The sequence below is a fragment of the Pseudomonas sp. dw_358 genome (assembly GCF_018449655.1).
Classification (GTDB): Bacteria; Pseudomonadota; Gammaproteobacteria; order Pseudomonadales; family Pseudomonadaceae; genus Aquipseudomonas.
Map to the genome: position 1 here is coordinate 281,732 of NZ_JAAVUX010000004.1, position 21,581 is coordinate 303,312.

At 61.5% G+C, this 21,581-nt stretch carries 17 protein-coding genes; 10 read left to right on the plus strand and 7 right to left on the minus strand.

The window, feature by feature from the left end; translation table 11 throughout:
* Window positions 1-10 precede the first annotated feature (10 nt).
* The 5 genes from fadA (at window position 11) to HB675_RS08975 (ending at window position 5,113) form a co-directional block, all read left to right on the plus strand.
* Window positions 11-1,186, plus strand: a complete 1,176-nt coding sequence (gene fadA, locus HB675_RS08955) for an acetyl-CoA C-acyltransferase FadA (RefSeq protein WP_213877809.1) — start codon at window positions 11-13, stop codon at window positions 1,184-1,186.
* A gap of 78 nt (window positions 1,187-1,264) precedes the next feature.
* Window positions 1,265-1,516 (plus strand): DUF1653 domain-containing protein, encoded by a 252-nt coding sequence (locus tag HB675_RS08960; RefSeq protein ID WP_213877811.1) that lies wholly within the window; start codon window positions 1,265-1,267, stop codon window positions 1,514-1,516.
* A 97-nt stretch (window positions 1,517-1,613) separates the two neighbouring features.
* On the plus strand, window positions 1,614-4,223 hold the full coding sequence (topA, locus tag HB675_RS08965) for a type I DNA topoisomerase (protein ID WP_213877813.1): 2,610 nt from the start codon (window positions 1,614-1,616) through the stop codon (window positions 4,221-4,223).
* Between the two features lie 62 nt (window positions 4,224-4,285).
* Window positions 4,286-4,804, plus strand: a complete 519-nt coding sequence (locus HB675_RS08970) for a DUF6586 family protein (RefSeq protein WP_213877815.1) — start codon at window positions 4,286-4,288, stop codon at window positions 4,802-4,804.
* A gap of 66 nt (window positions 4,805-4,870) precedes the next feature.
* The gene (locus HB675_RS08975) at window positions 4,871-5,113 is read left to right on the plus strand and encodes a hypothetical protein (RefSeq protein ID WP_213877816.1); all 243 of its coding nucleotides are present in this window, start codon (window positions 4,871-4,873) and stop codon (window positions 5,111-5,113) included.
* Between the two features lie 13 nt (window positions 5,114-5,126).
* Here HB675_RS08975 and sulA read toward each other — a convergent pair whose 3' ends face one another.
* Both sulA and lexA read right to left on the minus strand, forming a co-directional pair.
* Window positions 5,127-5,630: an SOS-induced cell division inhibitor SulA gene (gene sulA, locus HB675_RS08980; RefSeq protein WP_213877818.1), complete on the minus strand. Its 504-nt coding sequence runs from the start codon at window positions 5,628-5,630 to the stop codon at window positions 5,127-5,129.
* Between the two features lie 11 nt (window positions 5,631-5,641).
* Window positions 5,642-6,253: a transcriptional repressor LexA gene (gene lexA, locus HB675_RS08985; RefSeq protein WP_213877820.1), complete on the minus strand. Its 612-nt coding sequence runs from the start codon at window positions 6,251-6,253 to the stop codon at window positions 5,642-5,644.
* A 242-nt stretch (window positions 6,254-6,495) separates the two neighbouring features.
* On the opposite strand from lexA, the gene HB675_RS08990 reads away from it, so the two are divergent.
* Window positions 6,496-7,206: a TetR/AcrR family transcriptional regulator gene (locus HB675_RS08990; RefSeq protein WP_213877822.1), complete on the plus strand. Its 711-nt coding sequence runs from the start codon at window positions 6,496-6,498 to the stop codon at window positions 7,204-7,206.
* Window positions 7,207-7,215: 9 nt separating this feature from the next.
* Window positions 7,216-8,226 carry a beta-N-acetylhexosaminidase gene (nagZ, locus tag HB675_RS08995; protein WP_213877824.1) on the plus strand — a complete coding sequence of 337 codons (1,011 nt, stop codon included), beginning with the start codon at window positions 7,216-7,218 and terminating at the stop codon, window positions 8,224-8,226.
* Window positions 8,227-8,267: 41 nt separating this feature from the next.
* Here nagZ and HB675_RS09000 read toward each other — a convergent pair whose 3' ends face one another.
* On the minus strand, window positions 8,268-10,577 hold the full coding sequence (locus HB675_RS09000; RefSeq protein WP_213877826.1) for a DEAD/DEAH box helicase: 2,310 nt from the start codon (window positions 10,575-10,577) through the stop codon (window positions 8,268-8,270).
* Window positions 10,578-14,030 carry a transcription-repair coupling factor gene (gene mfd, locus HB675_RS09005; protein WP_213877828.1) on the minus strand — a complete coding sequence of 1,151 codons (3,453 nt, stop codon included), beginning with the start codon at window positions 14,028-14,030 and terminating at the stop codon, window positions 10,578-10,580.
* Between the two features lie 181 nt (window positions 14,031-14,211).
* Here mfd and HB675_RS09010 point away from each other — a divergent pair, with 181 nt between their 5' ends.
* Complete coding sequence (locus tag HB675_RS09010) at window positions 14,212-15,675, plus strand: glyceraldehyde-3-phosphate dehydrogenase (protein ID WP_213877830.1); 1,464 nt, start codon at window positions 14,212-14,214, stop codon at window positions 15,673-15,675.
* An 89-nt stretch (window positions 15,676-15,764) separates the two neighbouring features.
* Here the strand turns inward: HB675_RS09010 and HB675_RS09015 are convergent, their stop codons facing one another.
* Window positions 15,765-17,054 carry an MFS transporter gene (locus tag HB675_RS09015; RefSeq protein ID WP_213877831.1) on the minus strand — a complete coding sequence of 430 codons (1,290 nt, stop codon included), beginning with the start codon at window positions 17,052-17,054 and terminating at the stop codon, window positions 15,765-15,767.
* Window positions 17,055-17,446: 392 nt separating this feature from the next.
* Here HB675_RS09015 and sthA point away from each other — a divergent pair, with 392 nt between their 5' ends.
* Window positions 17,447-18,841 (plus strand): Si-specific NAD(P)(+) transhydrogenase, encoded by a 1,395-nt coding sequence (gene sthA, locus HB675_RS09020; protein ID WP_213877832.1) that lies wholly within the window; start codon window positions 17,447-17,449, stop codon window positions 18,839-18,841.
* Window positions 18,842-18,883: 42 nt separating this feature from the next.
* Here sthA and HB675_RS09025 read toward each other — a convergent pair whose 3' ends face one another.
* The gene (locus HB675_RS09025) at window positions 18,884-19,606 is read right to left on the minus strand and encodes a glycerophosphodiester phosphodiesterase (RefSeq protein WP_213877833.1); all 723 of its coding nucleotides are present in this window, start codon (window positions 19,604-19,606) and stop codon (window positions 18,884-18,886) included.
* A gap of 38 nt (window positions 19,607-19,644) precedes the next feature.
* Window positions 19,645-20,229, minus strand: coding sequence for a PilZ domain-containing protein (locus tag HB675_RS09030; RefSeq protein ID WP_213877834.1), 585 nt, complete (start codon window positions 20,227-20,229; stop codon window positions 19,645-19,647).
* A 95-nt stretch (window positions 20,230-20,324) separates the two neighbouring features.
* On the opposite strand from HB675_RS09030, the gene HB675_RS09035 reads away from it, so the two are divergent.
* Window positions 20,325-21,575 carry a lipoprotein-releasing ABC transporter permease subunit gene (locus tag HB675_RS09035; protein ID WP_213877835.1) on the plus strand — a complete coding sequence of 417 codons (1,251 nt, stop codon included), beginning with the start codon at window positions 20,325-20,327 and terminating at the stop codon, window positions 21,573-21,575.
* Window positions 21,576-21,581: the final 6 nt, after the last annotated feature.

Below are 21,581 nucleotides of genomic sequence, written 5' to 3' on the forward strand. Positions count from 1 at the left end.
TGAACGACTTATGAGCTTGAATCCTAGAGACGTGGTGATTGTCGACTTCGGTCGCACCCCCATGGGCCGCTCCAAGGGCGGCATGCACCGCAACACCCGCGCCGAAGACATGTCCGCGCACCTGATCAGCAAGCTGCTGGAACGCAACGTCAAGGTCGACCCCAACGAAGTCGAGGACGTGATCTGGGGCTGCGTCAACCAGACCCTGGAGCAGGGCTGGAACATCGCCCGCATGGCCTCTTTGATGACGCAAATCCCCCACACGGCGGCCGGTCAGACCGTCAGCCGCCTGTGCGGCTCGTCCATGAGCGCGTTGCACACGGCCGCCCAGGCGATCATGACCGGCAACGGTGATGTGTTCGTGGTCGGCGGCGTCGAGCACATGGGCCACGTCGGCATGATGCACGGTGTCGATCCCAACCCGCACTTGTCTCTCTACGCCGCCAAGGCCTCGGGCATGATGGGCCTGACGGCAGAAATGCTCGGCAAGATGCACGGGATTACCCGTGAAGCCCAGGATGCCTTCGGCGTGCGTTCCCATCAATTGGCCCACAAGGCCACTCTGGAAGGCAAATTCAAGGATGAAATCATCCCGATCCAAGGCTATGACGAGAACGGATTCCTCAAGGTGTTCGATTTTGACGAGACCATTCGTCCGGATACCACCCTGGAAAGCCTCGCTGCGCTCAAGCCTGCTTTCAACCCCAAAGGCGGGACTGTGACGGCGGGTACGTCCTCGCAGATCACCGATGGCGCCTCGTGCATGATCGTCATGTCGGCGCAGCGCGCCCAGGACCTTGGCATCCAGCCCCTGGCAGTGATTCGCTCCATGGCGGTGGCCGGTGTGGACCCGGCGATCATGGGCTATGGTCCGGTGCCCGCAACGCAGAAAGCCCTCAAGCGAGCCGGCCTGACGATTGCCGATATCGACTTCATCGAGCTCAACGAAGCCTTCGCCGCGCAAGCCTTGCCGGTGCTCAAGGATTTGAAAGTGCTCGACAAGATGAACGAGAAGGTTAACCTGCACGGCGGCGCCATCGCCCTGGGTCACCCATTTGGTTGCTCCGGTGCGCGTATTTCCGGTACGTTGCTCAATGTCATGAAGCAGAACAACGGTACCTTGGGCGTCGCGACCATGTGTATCGGCCTGGGTCAGGGCATTACCACGGTGTTCGAACGCGTTTAAACGCGCCGTTCACGAAAACCGGGGCCTGGTGCCCCGGTTTTTTATTTTTGCAGAATGTTTTTTTTCGAGGTGCGCAACATGCAGATCCAGTCAGGGCTCTATCGTCACTACAAAGGACCTGAGTATCGCGTGTTCAGTGTTGCGCGGCATTCCGAGACCGAGGAGGCCATGGTCTTCTATCAGGCGCTCTACGGGGATTACGGAATGTGGGTGAGGCCGCTGAGCATGTTCGTGGAGTCGGTCGAGGTTGACGGCGAACAGGTCCCGCGCTTTGCTTTGGTTCAGGCCGAGGCCAGCCTGTTTTCCGGTCGGCCAGGGGTTGATTCGTAAAGCTCGGCGTTTGACTTCCCAGCTTTGCCACTATATATAGCGGTCCCTCTAGTGAGGCGACCGCCTTTCTTTCAAGCATTCAGGAATTATCCGATCCATGGGCAAATCGCTGGTCATTGTGGAATCCCCGGCTAAGGCCAAGACCATCAACAAGTATCTGGGCAACCAATACGTGGTGAAGTCGAGTATCGGCCATATCCGCGACCTGCCCACCAGCGGTTCGGCCAGCGCGAGCAAGGAGCCGGCTGCCAAGCGCGGCAAGACTGCCGCCGAAGGTCCGGTGCTGACACCCAAGGAAAAGGCCGCCAAGCAATTGGTGGCACGCATGGGTGTGGACCCCGAACATGGCTGGAAAGCCAAGTACGAGATCCTGCCCGGCAAGGAAAAGGTCATCGAGGAATTGCGCCGTCTGGCCAAGGATGCCGACACCATCTATCTCGCAACCGACTTGGATCGCGAGGGGGAAGCCATTGCCTGGCACCTGCGCGAAGCCATCGGCGGTGACGACAGCCGCTACAAGCGCGTGGTGTTCAACGAAATCACCAAGAAAGCCATTCAGGAAGCCTTTTCCCAGCCGGGCGAACTGGACATCGATCGGGTCAATGCCCAGCAGGCCCGACGTTTCCTTGATCGCGTGGTGGGTTACATGGTCTCGCCGCTGCTGTGGCAGAAGATCGCCCGTGGCCTGTCGGCCGGCCGTGTGCAATCGGTGGCGGTGAAGCTGGTGGTGGAGCGTGAACGCGAGATTCGTGCCTTCAACCCCGAAGAATACTGGGAAATTCACGCCGACCTGGGTACTGCCAAGAATGCCAAGGTGCGCTTTGAAGTGGCCCGTGAAAAAGGCGAGGCCTTCAAGCCGCTGAACGAAACTCACGCCATGGCGGCGCTGGAGAAGCTCAAGGCGTCCAGCTACAGCATCATCAAGCGCGAAGACAAGCCCACCAGCAGCAAGCCGTCGGCCCCATTCATCACCTCGACGCTGCAGCAGGCCGGCAGCAACCGCCTGGGCTTCGGCGTGAAGAAGACCATGATGATGGCCCAGCGCTTGTACGAAGCCGGCTACATCACCTACATGCGTACCGACTCGACCAACCTGTCGGCCGATGCCGTGGAAATGGCCCGTACGTACATCGAGAACGAGTTCGGCAAGCAGTACCTGCCAGCCGCGCCGATGGTTTACAGCAGCAAGGAAGGGGCTCAGGAGGCCCACGAAGCCATCCGTCCTTCCGATGTCAACACCCACCCGAGCAAATTGACCGGCATGGAGCGCGACGCCGAGCGTCTGTACGAGCTGATCTGGCGCCAGTTCCTGGCCTGCCAAATGCCGCCTGCGCAATATCTGTCCACCACCGTCAGCGTGGCAGCCGGCGACTTCGAGCTGCGCGCCAAGGGCCGTATTCTCAAGTTCGATGGTTACACCCGGGTTCTGCCCCAGGTCGCCAAGCCAGGCGACGACGATGTGCTGCCGGAAATGAATCAGGGTGAAGTGCTCAAGCTGATCCAGCTGGACCCGACCCAGCATTTCACCAAACCGCCGGCACGTTACTCGGAAGCCAGCCTGGTCAAGGAAATGGAAAAGCGCGGTATTGGCCGTCCGTCCACCTATGCCGCCATCATTTCGACCATCCAGGATCGCGGCTACGTGGCCCTGCACAACCGCCGCTTCTATTCCGAGAAGATGGGCGACATCGTCACCGAGCGCCTGTCCGAGAGCTTCTCCAACCTGATGGACTACGGCTTCACCGCCGGCATGGAAGAGAACCTCGACGACGTGGCCCAGGGCGAGCGTGACTGGAAGAACGTGCTGGACGAGTTCTACGGTGACTTCAAGACCAAGTTGGACGTGGCCGGCGCTGCCGACAGCGGCATGCGTGCCAATCAGCCAACGCCCACAGATATCGCCTGCCCGGTATGTGGCCGGCACATGATGATCCGCACGGCGTCCACCGGCGTTTTCCTTGGCTGCTCGGGTTACAGCCTGCCGCCCAAGGAGCGCTGCAAGGAGACCATCAACCTGATCCCCGGTGATGAAATCGCTGCGGATGACGAAGGTGAATCCGAGTCCCGTGTCTTGCTGGGCAAGCATCGCTGTCCGATCTGCACCACGGCCATGGACGCCTACCTGGTTGATGAGAAGCGCAAGCTGCACATTTGCGGCAACAACCCCGATTGTGTGGGTTACGAGATCGAAGAAGGTGCTTACCGCATCAAGGGCTACGAAGGCCCGAGCCTGCAGTGCGACAAATGCGGCAGCGAAATGCAACTCAAGACCGGTCGTTTCGGCAAGTTCTTCGGCTGCACCAATGCCGAGTGCAAGAACACTCGCAAGCTGCTCAAGAGCGGGGAAGCGGCACCGCCGAAGATGGATGCAGTGAAGATGCCGGAGCTCAAGTGCGAGAAGGTCAACGACACCTACGTGCTGCGTGACGGCGCTTCCGGGCTGTTTCTCGCCGCCAGCCAGTTCCCGAAAAACCGTGAAACCCGTGCGCCGCTGGTCCTGGAGATCGTCCCGCACAAGGATGAGATCGATCCCAAGTATCACTTCCTCTTCGACGCGCCGAAGAAAGACCCCGATGGCCGTCCGGCAGTGATTCGTTACAGCCGCAAGACCAAAGAGCAATATGTGCAGACCGAGGTCGAGGGCAAACCGACGGGCTGGCGTGCATTCTTCGATGGCAGTGCCTGGAAAGTCGAAGACAAGCGTTGACTTGAGTATAGGGCCGCCGTCTCTACGGCGGCCGCGCCGGCCTCATGACAAGGGTGATTCCCATGGCAAAAGAACGCTATACCCGCACCAATCAGAAGATCTATTTTGCCGGTCTTGCCCTCGGGGCGCTCGGCAGGGCTGAAAGTGGTGAGTCAGTAAGCGCGTCGGGCCTGGCTCAAGCCGAGCGCGAGTCGGCACTCTTTCATCTCTATGGGGCGTTGCTCGGTCTGTGCCACGAGATTGCTGGCTACTACCGTTTGCCTCACGCGGCAGATCCCAGCGCGGAGTCACTGCTGGGGGCGGTGCAGGACCTGGCTATTCCCGAGCTGGCCGAATTGATCGAACTGGCGCATAACCGCGAAACCTGGTTGGCGCGTCTGCTTAGCGAATATGCCGCACTGTTTCTGCCACCCCAAGCGCCGAGAGTCGCCAAAGGTGATGTACGCGTCGCGGTCATCCAAGTGATTCAGTTGGATGAGGCGGAGACTGAAGAAGGTCTCACTCGGGCAGAGCTGGAAACCTGGCGGCAGAATTTGAAAGGTCTGGCCATTCGTTTTCGCGAAGGCTTGAGTGAGTGCTGACAACTATTTCGTAAAGCGCCGATGTCGCTGTTACAATATTGGGCTTTCGTGGAGACTCATTACCTTATGCCAACGTCCTTTCTTGAAATTGTCGAGTTGCCTGACGGTCGCATCGAACTGCGCCGCGCCGACGACGAAGGCTCTCTGGTAACCCTCAATTTCTCCGAGGATGCCAAACTGTTCCTCCACGGTCAGCACGTGGAGGTGGCCAAGGCCATGCTTAGCGTCGGCGTGCAGATGGCTGGCAAGCTGGCGGAAGGGGATACGTCTGTCGAACCCGACGAAGACGGGCCGCGGGTTCTTCACTGACGCCTTGGGCTGCTCAGCCCAGGCGAATATTCAGACTCTGTGCCGCGCCTTGGCGTGCGGCATTCGTCAGTTGCTGCCGAGCACTGGCGTTCAATGGGTTCACCCAACTGACCACCGTGTGGCTGCGGCCCAACTTCAATGCTTCGCAGGCCAGCTGCAACGCGTTTTGTGTACCCCGAGTCTGCAACAGCAAGATACGCTCTCGATTTAGCCCGGCATCCCGTAGCCACGCCTGAGTCAGGCTGGAGGGCGGGGCGATCAGGGTCAACCAGCGGGCATCCTGTTCTTCGCTCAACTCGCGCAGCATGGGTGCCAGCAGGTTCAGGCAGCTTCCCGCAGAACCGCGCAACGACATCTCGCTGAAAAACTCCGGGTCGTCACCCTTGGCGCCGGCCTGAGCCCATTTGCCTGCGGGCTCGGCCACCTGAAACAGGGGCATGGCGGGCTGTACCATGAACGCTTCGAAAAGCGACAGCTGACCTTGCTGATGGGACTGTGGTTGCGCGGGAAAATGCATGCTGCCTCTCCTTATCGACGGATAACGCCGACACTCAAGCCTTCGATGACCAGTTCCTGATCCTTGAGGTCAACTTCGATGGGTGCGAATTCCGGGTTCTCTGCCAGCAACCAGACCTTGCTGCCTTCGCGCTTGAAGCGCTTGACGGTGACCTCATCGCCGATGCGCGCCACCACGATCTGGCCGTTGCGGGCCTCGCGGGTGGTGTGCACCGCCAGCAGGTCACCGTCGATGATGCCAATGTCCCGCATGCTCATGCCATGGACCTTGAGCAGGTAGTCCGCCTTGGGGTGGAAGAACGCCGGGTTGATGTTGCAGGACTCTTCGATGTGCTGCTGGGCGAGGATCGGCGCGCCGGCCGCGACTCGACCGATCACCGGCAGCCCGCTTTCTTCGAGCGCCTTGGGATCGAACCCGGGAATACGGATGCCCCGTGATGCGCCGGGGGTCATTTCGATTGCACCCTTTCGCGCCAGAGCCTTGAGGTGTTCTTCAGCGGCATTGGGTGATTTGAAACCCAATTCCTGGGCGATTTCCGCTCGGGTTGGCGGAAAGCCGTTGTCTTCAAGGCAGCGCTTGATGAAAGCGAGAATCTCGGCTTGGCGTGGCGTCAGTTTAAGCATGTTGGGCGCTCTGTCTTTTTATACAGTGACTGGGATTATATACAGTGCGAGCGGCTTGGCAATGGCGCTGTTGCCCTGAACACGAATTTAAGGCTTTGCCACGCAACCGTATCGGTGATGGCCAGTGGCTGCGAGGGTATGCTTGAATAGGCAACCGATCAGCCAAAGGGTGGCCGTCAGACTTGACAACGCAATGCTTTGAAACGTATGTTTCAAACAAGTGTTTGTCAGGCGGAGTTGCCATGGCCCAGTCAGAAACCGTTGAGCGCATCCTTGATGCCGCCGAGCAGCTGTTCGCGGAAAAAGGTTTTGCCGAGACCTCGTTGCGGTTAATCACCAGCAAGGCAGGCGTCAACCTGGCAGCGGTAAATTATCATTTCGGTTCGAAAAAAGCCTTGATTCAGGCGGTGTTCTCGCGTTTCCTCGGTCCCTTTTGCGTCAGTCTTGACCGTGAACTGGAGCGCCGCCAGGCACGGCCAGAGCACAAGGCCAGCCTGGAAGAGCTGCTGGAGATCCTGGTGGAACAGGCCATGGGCGTGCAGCCGCGCAGCGGCAATGACCTGTCCATCTTCATGCGCCTGCTGGGCCTGGCGTTCAGCCAGAGCCAGGGGCACCTGCGCCGCTACCTCGAAGACATGTATGGCAAGGTTTTCCGTCGCTACATGCTGCTGGTGAACGAAGCCGCGCCGCGCATTCCGCCGCTGGAGTTATTCTGGCGGGTGCATTTCATGCTCGGCGCCGCAGCCTTCAGCATGTCGGGTATCAAGGCACTGCGGGCCATTGCCGAGACCGACTTCGGCGTCAACACCTCCATCGAACAGGTCATGCGCCTGATGGTGCCGTTTCTCGCCGCCGGCATGCGGGCCGAATCCGGGGTCACCGACTCGGTCATGGCCGCCGCACAACTGCGTCCGCGCAATAAATCAAGCGCGCCTGCCGCTGCAAAAGTTTAAGGATTGATGATGAGTTCCAGCCTCCAAGGCTCCCTGATGGTGGATATTGCCGGTACTTGGCTGACCGCCGAAGATCGCCAACTGTTGCGCCAGCCCGAAGTGGCCGGTCTGATTGTCTTCGGTCGCAACATCGAGCACCCGCGCCAGGTACGCGAACTGACAGCAGCGATCCGTGCCGTGCGCCCCGATCTGATCCTGGCCGTCGATCAGGAGGGGGGCCGGGTGCAGCGCTTGCGCCAAGGTTTCGTGCGGTTGCCGGCCATGCGTTCGCTGGCGGGCTGTGACCATGCCGAATACCTGGCCGAGCAATGCGGTTGGCTGATGGCCACCGAAGTGTTGGCGGTGGGCCTGGACCTCAGCTTCGCTCCCGTGCTCGACCTCGATCATCAGCGCAGCGCCGTGGTCGGCACGCGCGCCTTCGAAGGTGACCCTCTGCGCGCCACGGCGCTGGCCGGGGCCTTCATCAAAGGTATGAACGCAGCAGGCATGGCCGCCTGTGGCAAGCACTTTCCGGGTCATGGCTGGGCGGAGGCCGACTCCCACGTGGCCATTCCTGTCGATGAGCGCAGCCTTGAACAGATCCGTGCGCTGGACCTGCTGCCCTTCGCCCGCTTGAGCCGTCAGTTGGCAGCCGTGATGCCAGCCCATGTCATCTATCCACAGGTGGACAACCAGCCCGCCGGTTTCTCGCGCAAGTGGCTGCAGGATATCCTGCGGGGCGAGCTCGGATTTGACGGCGTGATTTTCAGTGATGACCTGTCCATGGCCGGTGCTCACGTGGTGGGTGACGCGGCCAGTCGTATCGAAGCGGCGTTGACGGCCGGTTGTGACATGGGGTTGGTGTGCAATGACCGCGCTGCCGCAGAGTTGGCCCTCACCGCTGCGCAGCGCTTGAAGGTCACACCCTCGCCACGGATTGCGCGGATGCGTGGGCAAGCGGTGGCCGGGGCCGATTACAAGCAGGGCCCGCAGTGGTTGCAGGCGTTGGGTGCGTTGCGTGAGGCAGGGTTGGTTGGGTAGGGCGTTTGGCTTGATGAGATATCAAGCCAGGCACCTGCCCATCACCCTTTCGGCAACGGCTCCAGCAGCGCATCGATATCATCCGGCAGCAATTTCCAATCTCCCGGCTGCCTTCCATCCAGCACCCCTGAAGCCAACGCGGACTTCTCCAGCTGCAAGTGCTGGATCTTTTCCTCCACCGTGCCCCGGGTAATCAGCTTGTAGACGAACACCGGTTTTTCCTGGCCGATGCGGTACGCGCGGTCGGTGGCCTGGTGCTCGGCTGCCGGGTTCCACCACGGGTCGTAGTGGATCACGGTGTCGGCCGCCGTCAGGTTCAACCCGACACCCCCGGCCTTCAGGCTGATCAGGAAGATCTGCACCTTGCCCTGCTGGAAGTCATTCACGGGCGCGCGCCGGTTACGCGTGGCACCGGTCAGCAAGGCATAGGCGACGCTGCGCTGCTGCAGTTCGTGTTCGATCAGCGCCAGCATTGAGGTGAACTGCGAAAACAGCAGGATCCGGCGGCCCTCGGCCAGCAGTTCGTCGAGCATGTCCATCAGGCTGTCGAGCTTGCCCGAGCTGCTGCCGCGGCTGGGTGGGGTGACATCGTTGACCAGGCGCAGGTCACAGCAGACCTGGCGCAGCTTGAGCAAGGCTTCGAGGATGATGATCTGGCTGCGCGCCATGCCTTTGCGGTTGATCTCGGCTCGGACTTTCTTGTCCATGGCCAGGCGCACGGTTTCGTACACGTCGCGCTGGGCTTCGTTGAGCTCGACCCAGTGGGTGATCTCGGTCTTGGCCGGCAGCTCGGTGGCCACCTGTTCCTTGGTGCGGCGCAGCAGAAACGGTTTGATCCGTGAATTCAAATGTTGCAAACGCACTTCGCTGCCGTGTTTCTCGATGGGCACCCGGTAGGCTTGGCTGAAAGCCTTGGCGTCACCGAGCCAGCCCGGCAACAGGAAATGAAACAATGACCAGAGCTCGCCCAGGTGGTTTTCCAGCGGGGTGCCGCTCAGGCACAGACGTTGCCGCGCCTGTAGCTGTCGCGCGGCCTGGGCGGCTTTGCTGCCCGGCGTCTTGATGTACTGCGCCTCATCGAGGATCAGCAAGTGCAACGGCACCTTGCTCAGGGCTTCGAGGTCCTTGGGCAGCAAGGCGTAGGTGGTCAGCAGGAGGTCGTAATCGGCCAGTTGCTCGAAGTGACGTTTGCGGCCGGCGCCGTGCAGCGCCAATACCCGCAGGGACGGCGCGAACCGCGCGGCCTCGTCCTGCCAGTTAGGAATCAGGCTGGTGGGCATCACCACCATGGCCGGGCGGTCGAGGCGCCCGGCCTGTTTCTCGCTGAGCACATGGGCCAGGGTTTGCAGGGTCTTGCCCAGGCCCATGTCGTCGGCCAGGATACCGCCCACGTCCAACTCGCGCAGGGCCTGCATCCAGCTCAGCCCCTCGACCTGGTAGGGCCTCAGCGTCGCCGCCAGGCCTTCGGGGGTGGGCGCCGGGGTGCTGCGGATGCAGCGCAGGCGTTCAGCAAAGCTGCGCAGACGCTCGCCGCCCTCCCAGGTCAAGGGTAACTGCTGCAATTCGGTCAGGCGGCTGGCATCCGGGGTTGCCAGGCGCACGCTGGTTTCCCCGGCTTCGCGCAGGTAGAAGTCGCCGAGAGTGGCCAGCACCGTCTTCAGCCGCCCGTAGGGCAGGGCGACCTGCACCAGCCGCTGGCGATTGGCAGGGCCGCCGGTGTGGATGGGCACCAGCATCTGTTCGTCATCCCGGCGCTTGGCCATCTGCGTCGGGTTGAGCAACTCGGGGTGGGTGCGCAGCAGATTGAGCAGGATCGGCAGCAGGCTCAAACGCTCGCCATTGACCACGATGCCCAGTTCCAGGTCGAACCAGTCCCGGGTCGGTGATTCGTCGATGACCGCATACCAGTCGTCCACCGGCGTGAGGTCGAAGGCGAATTCTTCCGAGTATTCGATCTCCCAGCCCTGGGCGCGCAGGCCCGGCAGGTCGTTGAGGATGAAGCGCAGCCAGGCCGCCTCGCTGGGCAGCTCGAAAATGTCCCCGGCGCTTTCGGGCAACGCCTTGCTCTGGCGGGTTGCGATCTTGAAACCAATGGCTTGCAAGGTGTCCCGCAGTGCCTTTTCGGCGGCCGGATGACGCTGGATACGCCAGGTTTCATCAGACTTCTGACACACAATCGCCGGGCTGCGCACGCTGGACACATACGCATCGCCGTAGCCGAAGGCCAGGGCAGCGCGATGTTGCATGTGCCGCTGCATCCGGCCATTGCGCGGCTCGAAGGCGCTGAACTCGATGCTGCCCAGCCACAGGCGTGGCCGGGGCGGCAGGTCGACGATCACCCGTTCTGGCATCTACTTGCCAACTTTGGGGGTGAGACGTTCGAACAGTGCCTCAATGGTATTGAAGCGCTCATCGGCACGTTCCATGGGCACCATGAACTTGAACAGTGTCGCCCCTTCGAACTTGTAACGCTTTGGCTGGCTCTGGATCAGTTTGATCAGGGTCAACGGGTCGACCGGAGTGTCGGCAGCAAACTCGATGCGACCGCCCTGAGGGCCGCCGTCGACTTTCTTGATTCCGAGTTTTTCCGCCTGCAGCTTGAGCAGGGTGATACGCACCAGGTTCTTGGTCGGCTCGGGGAGCAGACCGAAGCGATCGATCATCTCCACCTGCAGGTCCTTGAGGCCGTCCTCGTCGACCGCCGAGGCGATGCGCTTGTACAGGATCAGCCGCGCGTGCACATCGGGCAGGTAGTCTTCGGGAATCAGGGCCGGCAGACGCAGGTTGATTTCCGGGCCGCCGCCCAGCGGCTGGTCCAGGTTGGGTTGCTCGCCCTTGCGGATCGCCTTGACGGCGCGTTCGAGCATTTCCATGTACAGGGTGAAGCCCACGGCCTGAATCTGCCCGCTCTGGCCCTCGCCCAGCAGCTCGCCGGCACCGCGTATCTCCAGGTCGTTGGTGGCCAGCACAAAGCCGGCCCCCAGGTCCTGGGTCGCGGCGATGGCTTCGAGGCGCTTTTCGGCGTCCGGGGTGATCTGTTTGCGCGGCGGCGTCAGCAGGTAGGCATAGGCCTGGTGGTGACTGCGTCCGACCCGGCCGCGCAGCTGGTGCAACTGCGCCAGACCGAATTTGTCGGCGCGTTCGATGATGATGGTGTTGGCGCTGGGCACGTCGATGCCGGTCTCGATGATGGTCGAGGCGATCAACACGTTGAAGCGCTTGTGGTAGAAGTCACTCATGACTTGTTCCAGCTCGCGCTCGCGCATCTGCCCATGGCCAATGCCGATCCGCGCCTCGGGGACCAGTTCGGCAAGGTCGGTGGCGCATTTCTCGATGGTCTTGACGTCGTTGTGCAGGTAATACACCTGGCCGCCGCGCAGCAGTTCGCGCAGCAGAGCTTCCTTGACCGTGCTCTTGTTCTCTTCCATCACGAAGGTGCGCACAGAGAGCCGTCGGGCGGGCGGGGTAGCGATGATGGAAAGGTCGCGCATGCCGGCCACGGCCATGTTCAAGGTGCGCGGGATCGGCGTGGCGGTCAGGGTGAGAATGTCGATTTCGCTGCGCAAGGCCTTGAGCTGCTCTTTCTGGCGCACACCGAAGCGGTGCTCTTCGTCGATGATCACCAGGCCCAGGTTCTTGATCTTGACGTCGTCCTGCAACAGCTTGTGGGTACCGATGACGATGTCGATCTTGCCCTCGGCCAGATCGGCGACGGCGGCATTGATGTCCTTGGTCGACTTGAAGCGGCTCATGACCTCAACGGTCACCGGCCAGTCGGCGAAGCGGTCGCGAAAGCTGTTGTAGTGCTGCTGGGCGAGCAGGGTGGTAGGCACCAGAATCGCCACCTGGCGGCCGCCGTGCACGGCGATGAACGCCGCGCGCATGGCCACCTCGGTCTTGCCAAAGCCGACGTCGCCGCACACCAGGCGGTCCATGGGCTTGGGCGCGAGCATGTCGCTGCGCACCGCGTCGATGGCCGACTGCTGGTCCGGGGTTTCCTCGAACGGAAAGCCGGCGCTGAAGGTGGCGTAATCCAGGGTCGGGTCGGCAAACGCGTAGCCTTCTCGGGCGGCGCGGCGGGCATAGATGTCCAGCAACTCGGCAGCTACGTCGCGCACCTGCTCGGCGGCCTTGCGCTTGGCTTTCTGCCAGGTCTCCGAGCCCAGGCGGTGCAGCGGTGCCAGCGCGTCGTCGCTGCCGGTGTAGCGAGCGATCAGGTGCAGGTTGGCCACCGGCACATAGAGCTTGGCGTGCTCGGCGTATTCCAGGGTCAGAAATTCGGCCGCCTGGCCTTCGATTTCCAGGGTGGCCAGGCCCAGGTAGCGCCCCACGCCATGGTCGATGTGCACCACCGGTGCGCCTTCGCGCAGCTCGGTGAGGTTCTTGATCACCGCGTCGTTGCTGACATCGCTGCGCTTCTCGCGGCGCCGACGTTGCATGACCCGCTGGCCGAACAGCGGGCTTTCGGCGATCAAGGCCAAGGCTGGGTCGTCGAGCACCAGGCCTTCGTCCAAAGGCGCGATGGTGATCGCCAGCCGGTCGCTGCCGGCGGTGAATTCGTTCCAGTTGTCCACCGTGCGCGGGCGCAGCTTCAGGCGCTCGAGCAGTTCCAGCAGCACCTCGCGGCGGCCGGCCGACTCGGCGGTGAAGAGCACGCGGCCGGGGAAGGAATCGAGGAAACCCGACAACGCCGCCAGCGGCTGGCTGGCCTTGGCCTCAATGGCAAGGTCGGGCAGGGCACGTGCCGGGAAGCGCTCGCGGCCGACGCCGGTGCCGACATCCTCCTGGCTGGCCACCACGCGGGGCCAGGACTTGAGTCGGGCAAAGCAGTCCTCCACCGGCATGAACAGCTCGGCTGGCGGCAGCAGTGGCCGGGAGAGATCGCCGCGTCGCTCTTCGTAACGGGCGCGCACGTCGCTCCAGAAGTTCTCGGCGGCCTGCTCGATACCCGGCAGCGAGAACACCTGGGTGTCCTGGGGCAGGTAATCGAACAGGGTCGAGGTGTCTTCGAAGAACAGCGGCAGGTAGTACTCGATGCCGGCCGGGGTAATGCCGCTGCTCAGGTCCTGGAAGATCGTGCTGCGGCGAAAGTCCACATCGAAGCGTTCGCGAAAGCGCGCCTTGAAGCGCGTGACTTCTTCCTTCTGCAACGGAAATTCCCGGGCGGGCAGCAGGCGCACCGACTCGACCTTGTCGATGGAGCGCTGGGTCTCCGGATCGAAGGTGCGCAGGGTCTCGATTTCGTCGTCGAACAGGTCGATCCGATAGGGCAGCTTGCTGCCCATGGGGAACAGATCGATCAACGCGCCACGGACCGTGAACTCGCCGTGTTCGTAGACCGTATCGACGTATCGATAGCCGCTGGCCTCCAGGCGCGTGCGCATCTGCTCTACATCCAGCCGCTGGCCGACGTCCAGCACCAGGCTGCTGCCCAGCAGGAAGCGGGTCGGCGCCAGGCGATGTAGGGCGGTGGTCACCGGCACTACCAAAATGCCGTGATCGAGCTCCGGCAGGCGATAGAGCGCAGCGATGCGCTGGGAAATAATGTCCTGGTGGGGCGAAAAAAGATCGTAGGGCAGGGTTTCCCAGTCGGGAAAGTGCAAAACCGGCAGGCCGGGCGCAAAAAAACGCAGCTCCTGCTCCAGGCGATCGGCACTTTGGCTGTCGGCGGTCAGCAGCAACGTGAAGCGCTTGGCGGCGCTGGCGGCCTCGGCGATCGCCAGGCTGAGCGCGGCGCCCGGCAGGTTGCCCCAGGATTGTTTGCCTGCACTGGCAGGAAGAAGCGGTAGACGCAGAACGGGCACGGGAGGTTGAGCTCCAAGGGTTGCGGCTTAATCGACAGATTGTACCGGGCGCCGTCCGGTTCTTGCGAGGCAAAACGAAACTGAACTATAAATGATGAGTCAATCACGCCATGACGACAGGTGATGATTGCTCCTTTCCGGTGCTTGAAGTCATAATGTAGCCCCTTTTTTCAGCTCCTACATGTGGAAGGTCCCCGTGAATCAGAAGCCCGAACAGTGTCTTGGTGAATGGATAGATCGTGAAGCGCTAGCCGAGGCGATGATCCCGCTTATTGGTCAGCTCTACCGCAACAACAACGTCGTGACCTCCATCTACGGCCGCAGTCTGATCAACCGTTCCGTCATCGAAATCCTCAAGGCTCATCGTTTCGCTCGCCACCGCCAGGCCGACGAGAGCGAGCTGTCGGTGCATGAAACCTATCCGCTGCTCAAGGCCATGAGCGATCTCAAGCTGGGCGCCGCGTCGGTGGACATGGGCAAGCTGGCGGTCAAGTTCAAGGAAAGCGGTGCGGGCCGCAGTGCTGAAGAGTTCGTGCGTGCCGAGCTGGGCGAAGTGGTCGGCAAGCAGGATATCGGCGTGCGCAAGGGCACGGACGTGGTGCTTTACGGTTTTGGCCGTATCGGCCGCCTGCTGGCGCGCATTCTGGTGGAAAAGGCGGGCGGCGGCGATGGCTTGCGCCTGCGGGCCATCGTGGTGCGCAAGGGCGCCACCAATGACCTGGCCAAGCGCGCCAGCCTGCTGCGTCGCGACTCGGTGCACGGTTCGTTCGACGGCATTATCCATGTCGACGAAGAGGCCAATACCCTGACGGTGAACGGCAACCTGATCCAGGTCATCTATGCGAAGAACCCGACTGAGGTCGATTACACTCAGTACGGTATCGAAAACGCGTTGCTGGTGGACAACACCGGTGTCTGGCGCGACGCCGAGGGCCTGGGCCAGCACCTGCAGTGCCCGGGCATCGGCCGCGTGTTGTTGACTGCGCCGGGCAAGGGCAAGCTGAAAAACATCGTGCACGGCATCAACCACGGCCAGATCACCGACGAAGACAAGATCGTTTCGGCGGCGTCCTGCACCACCAACGCCATCGTGCCGGTGCTCAAGGCAGTCAACGATAAGTTCGGCATCGTCAACGGCCATGTCGAGACGGTGCACTCGTACACCAACGACCAGAACCTGATCGACAATTTCCACAAGGGTGACCGTCGTGGCCGTTCCGCTGCGCTGAACATGGTGATCACCGAGACCGGTGCCGCCACCGCTGCGGCGAAGGCCCTGCCTGAGCTGGCCGGCAAACTGACCGGTAACGCGATCCGTGTTCCGACGCCGAACGTGTCCATGGCCATTCTCAACCTGAACCTTGAGAAGGCCAGCAGCCGCGAAGAGATGAACGAATACCTGCGCTATATGGCGCTGCATTCGGACCTTTCTCGTCAGATCGATTTCGTGGCGTCCCAGGAAGTGGTGTCCACCGATTTCGTCGGTTCGCGCTACGCCGGTGTGGTCGATGCCGAGGCCACCATCTGCAATGACAACCGTGTCGTGCTGTACGTCTGGTATGACAACGAATTCGGTTACAGCTGCCAGGTGGTGCGTGTCATGGAAGACATGGCGGGCGTGAACCCACCGTCGTTTCCTCAGTAAGCTGAAGGGGTCACAAAAAAAGGCGGGGGCTTGTGAAAGCCACCGCCTTTTTTTGATTCCACTGTGAGAGCAGCCTGTGGGCGCAAGGCTTACGCCCGAGCGGCCTTGGCTGCCTGCAGCTCGTGGCGGTTGCCTTTGAACAACACCAAGGTCGCCACCAGGCCCAGTACGGCCGCGCCACTCAACCAGATCCCTGGCGCGGCCTTGTTGCCCAGCTCATGGATCAGGTAGGTACAAGCCACCGGCGTAAAGCCGCCAAAGGTCGCGGTCGCCAGGCTATAGGCCAGCGAGAAACCGGTGGTGCGTACATCCGCCGGCATGATTTCGGTCAGTGCTACCACCATGGCACCGTTGTACGAGCCATACAGGAACGACAACCACAGCTCCACCATCAGCAACCGCTCGAAACTCGGCTCGGCCACCAGCCAGGACAGCGCCGGATAGGCGGTTAGAATGGCGAGAATGGTAGCGCCCAGCAGCAGTGGCTTGCGTCCAATCTTGTCGGACACCGAGCCCATCACCGGCAGCCAGAAGAAGTTCGACAGCCCGATGCACACGGTGACGATCAGCGTATCGATGTCGGACAGGTGCAGTTCGGCCTTGCCGAAGGTCGGGGTATAGGCGGTGATCAGGTAGAAAGACACAGTGGTCATGACCACCAACGCCATGCCCGCCAGCACCAGGCCGAAGTTCTTGCGAATGGAAGCCATCACCTCGCCCAGGCTGGGGCGATGTTTGCGCGCTTCGAATTCCGGGGTTTCTTCCAGCGAGCGACGGATCATGAAGATCGCCGGCACGATGGCGCAACCCACCAGGAACGGCACACGCCAGCCCCAGTCGCTCATGGCTTCCGGGGTCAGGTAATGATTGAGTCCCACCCCGAGCAGCCCGGCGAATACTACCGCAGCCTGTTGGCTAGCCGATTGCCAGCTGACAAAGAAACCCTTGCGGCCAGGCGTGGCGATTTCGGCGAGGTACACCGAGACACCGCCCAGTTCGACACCGGCGGAAAAGCCCTGCATCAGGCGCCCCAGGAGCACCAGTAACGGCGCGGCGACGCCCAGTGTGGCGTAGCCCGGGACGCAGGCGATCAGCACGGTACCGGCCGCCATCATCATCAAGGTCACGATCAGGCCCTGACGGCGGCCATGGCGGTCAATGTAGGCGCCGAGGAAAATGGCACCCAGCGGGCGCATGAGGAAGCCGGCGCCAAACGTCGCCAAGGACAGCATCAGCGATGCAAATGCGCTGTCGGATGGAAAGTAGGCCTTGGCGATGGCGGTGGCATAAAAGCCATACACCATGAAGTCAAACATTTCCAGAAAGTTGCCACTGACAACGCGAAAGATCGCGCCGCCTTTGCCCGTGTTCGAGGCCATGAAATTACACTCACATTTGTACGGTCTTATAAGGAGATCCATGGTTGCGACGGCCTGGACTATCCATTCCAGACACGAATGCAGGACGCGTGTTCACCGCGGGAGCGGATCTGTAACAGTATGTGTAAATGCTGGGTCAGATCAACCAAAAAGGCGGTCCGCCGGACAATGGGTGGGCAATGAGCCATTGCTTGGGCGTGGAATGGTTCTCATCTAAGTTCATCCCGTGCGGGTCAAGGCGTCTATATAATTGCTTGAGGCGCGACCAAAGGTTAATGTTCGCGACATTCTGACGCAGATAGATTGCATCTCGATTTTTATGCTGCCGCCTCGCGGCAGGTCGCGCCGGGGAAAACCGCGTGTTTTTTTCCGGCCTGTTCTGAGGAGTACGCATGGCTGTCTACAACTACGATGTCGTGGTATTGGGTTCCGGTCCCGCGGGTGAAGGGGCCTCGATGAACGCGGCCAAGGCGGGCCGCAAGGTAGCGATGGTGGACAGCCGGCGTCAGGTCGGCGGCAACTGCACTCACCTCGGTACCATCCCCTCCAAGGCTTTGCGCCATTCGGTCAAACAGATCATCCAGTTCAACACCAACCCGATGTTCCGCGCCATTGGCGAGCCGCGCTGGTTTTCCTTCCCGGATGTGCTCAAGAGTGCCGAGCGGGTCATCAACAAGCAGGTAGCGTCGCGCACGGCCTATTACGCGCGTAACCGCGTCGATGTGTTCTTCGGCACTGGCAGCTTCGCCGACGAGCAGACCATCGAGGTGGTATGCGCCAATGGCGCCGTCGAGAAACTGGTGGCCAAGCAGATCATCATCGCCACCGGCTCGCGGCCTTACCGTCCCGCCGACATCGACTTCAATCACCCGCGCGTCTACGACAGCGACACGGTGCTGAGCATCACCCACACCCCGCGCAAGCTGATCATCTATGGGGCTGGGGTCATTGGCTGCGAATACGCCTCGATTTTCAGCGGTCTGGGGGTGATGGTCGAGCTGGTGGACAACCGCGAGCAACTGCTGAGCTTCCTCGACGCCGAAATCTCCGAGGGCCTGAGCTATCACTTCAGCAACAACCACGTGATGGTTCGCCACAACGAAGAGTACGAGCGTGTGGAACCGGGGGATCACGGGGTGATCCTGCACTTGAAGTCGGGCAAGAAGATCAAGGCCGACGCCTTGCTGTGGTGCAACGGGCGAACTGGCAATACCGACAAGCTGGGCCTGGAGAACATCGGCATCAAGGTCAACGGCCGCGGCCAGATCGATGTCGACGAGACCTACCGCACCAGCGTTTCGACCATCTACGGCGCCGGTGACGTGATCGGCTGGCCGAGCCTGGCCAGTGCTGCCTATGACCAAGGGCGCTCGGCAGCGGGCAGCCTGGTGGACAATGGCAGCTGGCGTTTCGTCAATGACGTGCCGACCGGGATCTACACCATTCCCGAAATCAGCTCCATCGGCCAGAACGAGCATGAGCTGACCCAGGCCAAGGTGCCTTACGAAGTGGGCAAGGCATTCTTCAAGAGCATGGCCCGGGCGCAGATTTCCGGCGAGCCGGTGGGCATGCTGAAAATCCTGTTCCACCGTGAAACCTTGCAGGTGCTGGGTGTGCACTGCTTCGGCGACCAGGCGTCGGAGATCGTGCACATTGGCCAGGCGATCATGAACCAGCCTGGCGAGTTGAACACCATCAAGTACTTCGTCAACACCACCTTCAACTACCCGACCATGGCCGAAGCCTATCGGGTAGCGGCCTACGACGGCCTCAACCGGCTTTTTTGAGCGGCTCCGGCCGGTGGCCTGAGCCGGTCGGGGAGACCGATTTCAGTCCTGTCCCAAGGTGGCTCTGGCCAAACCGGGAAAGTCTGTAATCAGGCTGTCGACGCCAAAATCGGCGAGCCGGCGCATCAGCGCCGGCTCGTTGACTGTCCACACCGACACATGAAGCCCCTGACGCTGAGCCTTGGCCAGGCGTTCAGGGGTGCACAGGGTCCAGTTCAGCGCGAGAATCTTGCAGCCATGGTTCTGCGCCACCTTCAGCGGGTCCAGCCAGGCGTATTCAGCCACCAGCCCGCGGGAAATGTCCGGGGTCAGTTCGGCGGCGGCGCGCAGGACTTCCCGTGAGCTGGAGGTGATGGTGATCTTGTCCAGCAACCCGTATTCCTGAGCCAGTTCGCGAATGGCCAGGACCGTGGTGGCCGCGCGGGTGCGAGAGGCCACCTTCACTTCCAGCTGCCAGTGATCGAACGTGCAGGCTTCAAACAGCTCGGCGAGGCGCGGAATGGGGCAGGGTTGCACCCAGCCAGGCCCGCCCTTGCGCGCATCGTACGTCACCAGGTTGGCGGCGCTATGCTCGGACACCTTGCCGCGCCGTTCGGTGGTGCGTTTGAGGGTGGGGTCGTGGATGACCATCAGCTCGTTGTCGCTGGACAGGTGCAGGTCCAGCTCGCAACGGCGTACGCCGTGCTTGAGGCACTCTTTGAAACTGGTCAGGGTATTTTCCGGCGCTTCGCCCTTGGCGCCGCGGTGGCCGTAGATTAGGGTCACGTCTGTTCCTTCAAGATAGAGGCGAGAAAAACGGAGGGTCAGGGGACGGGCAACTCTTCCTGCTCGCGAGCCAGACGACGCTCCAGCTGCTGCTTCTGCAATATGTATCGCGCCAGCAACTGGCGTTGGGCATCGGCAAGGCTGACGAATTCAGTGCCGATTTCAAAGCGCCCGTCAATGTCATAGCAGTGCACCACGCGGGCACGCAGCAGCAGACCCAATGCCTGTGGCATCAAGGCCATCTTGATCGACAGCGGCGTGTCGGGGAGCAGCGGTTTATCCTGGGTGAAGGTGACGCCGCCCTCGGACAAGGTCACAGGCTGGGGCTCGCCGATGCGGCTGGTCAGCGTCTGGGCCACCAGTTGGCTGAGCAGATCGATGCGCTTGTTCTGCGCCTTGAGGAAGGCAGCCAGGGCGCGGTCGGTCTCGCTGATCTGACGCAGCAGGTGCTGGGACTCGAATTCGCTCAGGTGCAGCTCGCTGAGCAGGTTGAATAACGGAGAGTCATCCTGCAACAATTCAGTGTCGCGAGCCTCGCTGTCAGTCAAGGCGCGGATTTCCAGTGCGATGCGGTCGTCGATACGGTAGTATTCGCGACGTTCTTCTTCATCTAGTGTCGACATGGCGAACCCATGGTAGCGGCGATGGTCCGAGTGTAAAGCTGCTGATCAAGCCCCGCCACAAGGACGTTCCCTCTTTCACCCGAACAAGCCCCTACATGTTCAGACCTCTCTTCGTTTTTATTGGTGCCCGTTACACCCGCGCCAAACGTCGTAATCATTTTGTGTCCTTCATTTCCCTGACCTCGATGATTGGACTCGCCCTCGGCGTAATCGTCATGATCGTCGTGCTTTCGGTGATGAACGGTTTCGACCACGAGATGCGTACCCGCGTCCTGGGCATGGTGCCTCATGCCACCATCGAATCGCCGCAACCCATCGACGACTGGTCGGTGCTGGCGCAGAAAGTGCGACAGAACCCGCAAGTGCTGGCGGTAGCGCCCTTCACGCAGATGCAGGGGCTGCTGACCAACGATGGCAAAGTGCAGAAAATTCTGCTCAACGGCATCGATCCGGCCCAGGAACGCAATGTCTCGATCATCGACAGCTTCGTCAAGCAGGGCAAGCTCGACGATCTCAAGCCTGGCGATTTCGGCATCATGATCGGTGACAAGGCGGCGACCAAACTGGGCGTCGGCCTGGGCGACAAGGTCACCTTCGTCGCGCCGGAAGTCACGGTCACGCCGGCCGGGATGTTTCCGCGCATGAAGCGCTTCACCGTGGTCGGCACCTTCCATGTCGGCGCCGGTGAGATCGACGGCTATGTGGGCCTGACCAACCTTGAAGACATGGGCCGCCTGCACCGATGGAAACCTGGCCAGGTGCAGGGCATCCGCCTCAAGTTCGCCGACCTGTTCCAGGCGCCGCGTATTGCCTGGCAACTGGCTCAGCAGCTGGGCGAGCACGAATACTACGCCCGCGACTGGACCCGTAGCCACGGCAACCTGTATCAGGCCATCGGCATGGAAAAATCCATGATCGGCCTGCTGCTGTTGCTGATCGTGGCGGTGGCGGCATTCAACATCATTTCCACCCTGGTGATGGTGGTCAACGACAAGCGTGGCGATATCGCCATCCTTCGCACCCTGGGCTCGACGCCGGGGCAGATCATGCGCATCTTCATGGTCCAGGGCACGGTGATCGGCGTGGTGGGCACGGCCATCGGGGCCGGCCTGGGCATGCTGGCGGCGCTCAACGTCAGTGCGGCCATCGCATTGCTGGAGCGGTTGATCGGGCACAAGTTTCTCAGTTCCGACGTGTACTTCATCGACTACCTGCCGTCGCAACTCCAGGCCCATGACGTCTACATGGTGTGTGGCGCGGCGTTGCTTCTGAGCTTCCTTGCGACTCTGTACCCGGCCTGGCGCGCAGCGCGTACCCAGCCGGCGGAGGCGCTCCGTTATGAGTGAACCTGG

Coding starts and splice junctions, on each gene's coding strand:
- lexA (WP_213877820.1), bottom strand. CDS start 6,253: ATGCTTAAACTGACGCCACGCCAAGCCGAGATTCTCGCTTTCATCAAG.
- HB675_RS08960 (WP_213877811.1), top strand. CDS start 1,265: ATGCAGATCCAGTCAGGGCTCTATCGTCACTACAAAGGACCTGAGTAT.
- HB675_RS09010 (WP_213877830.1), top strand. CDS start 14,212: ATGTGGAAGGTCCCCGTGAATCAGAAGCCCGAACAGTGTCTTGGTGAA.
- HB675_RS08970 (WP_213877815.1), top strand. CDS start 4,286: ATGGCAAAAGAACGCTATACCCGCACCAATCAGAAGATCTATTTTGCC.
- fadA (WP_213877809.1), top strand. CDS start 11: ATGAGCTTGAATCCTAGAGACGTGGTGATTGTCGACTTCGGTCGCACC.
- HB675_RS08975 (WP_213877816.1), top strand. CDS start 4,871: ATGCCAACGTCCTTTCTTGAAATTGTCGAGTTGCCTGACGGTCGCATC.
- topA (WP_213877813.1), top strand. CDS start 1,614: ATGGGCAAATCGCTGGTCATTGTGGAATCCCCGGCTAAGGCCAAGACC.
- sthA (WP_213877832.1), top strand. CDS start 17,447: ATGGCTGTCTACAACTACGATGTCGTGGTATTGGGTTCCGGTCCCGCG.
- HB675_RS09000 (WP_213877826.1), bottom strand. CDS start 10,577: ATGCCAGAACGGGTGATCGTCGACCTGCCGCCCCGGCCACGCCTGTGG.
- HB675_RS09030 (WP_213877834.1), bottom strand. CDS start 20,229: ATGTCGACACTAGATGAAGAAGAACGTCGCGAATACTACCGTATCGAC.
- HB675_RS08990 (WP_213877822.1), top strand. CDS start 6,496: ATGGCCCAGTCAGAAACCGTTGAGCGCATCCTTGATGCCGCCGAGCAG.
- HB675_RS09035 (WP_213877835.1), top strand. CDS start 20,325: ATGTTCAGACCTCTCTTCGTTTTTATTGGTGCCCGTTACACCCGCGCC.
- HB675_RS09015 (WP_213877831.1), bottom strand. CDS start 17,054: ATGGCCTCGAACACGGGCAAAGGCGGCGCGATCTTTCGCGTTGTCAGT.
- sulA (WP_213877818.1), bottom strand. CDS start 5,630: ATGCATTTTCCCGCGCAACCACAGTCCCATCAGCAAGGTCAGCTGTCG.
- nagZ (WP_213877824.1), top strand. CDS start 7,216: ATGAGTTCCAGCCTCCAAGGCTCCCTGATGGTGGATATTGCCGGTACT.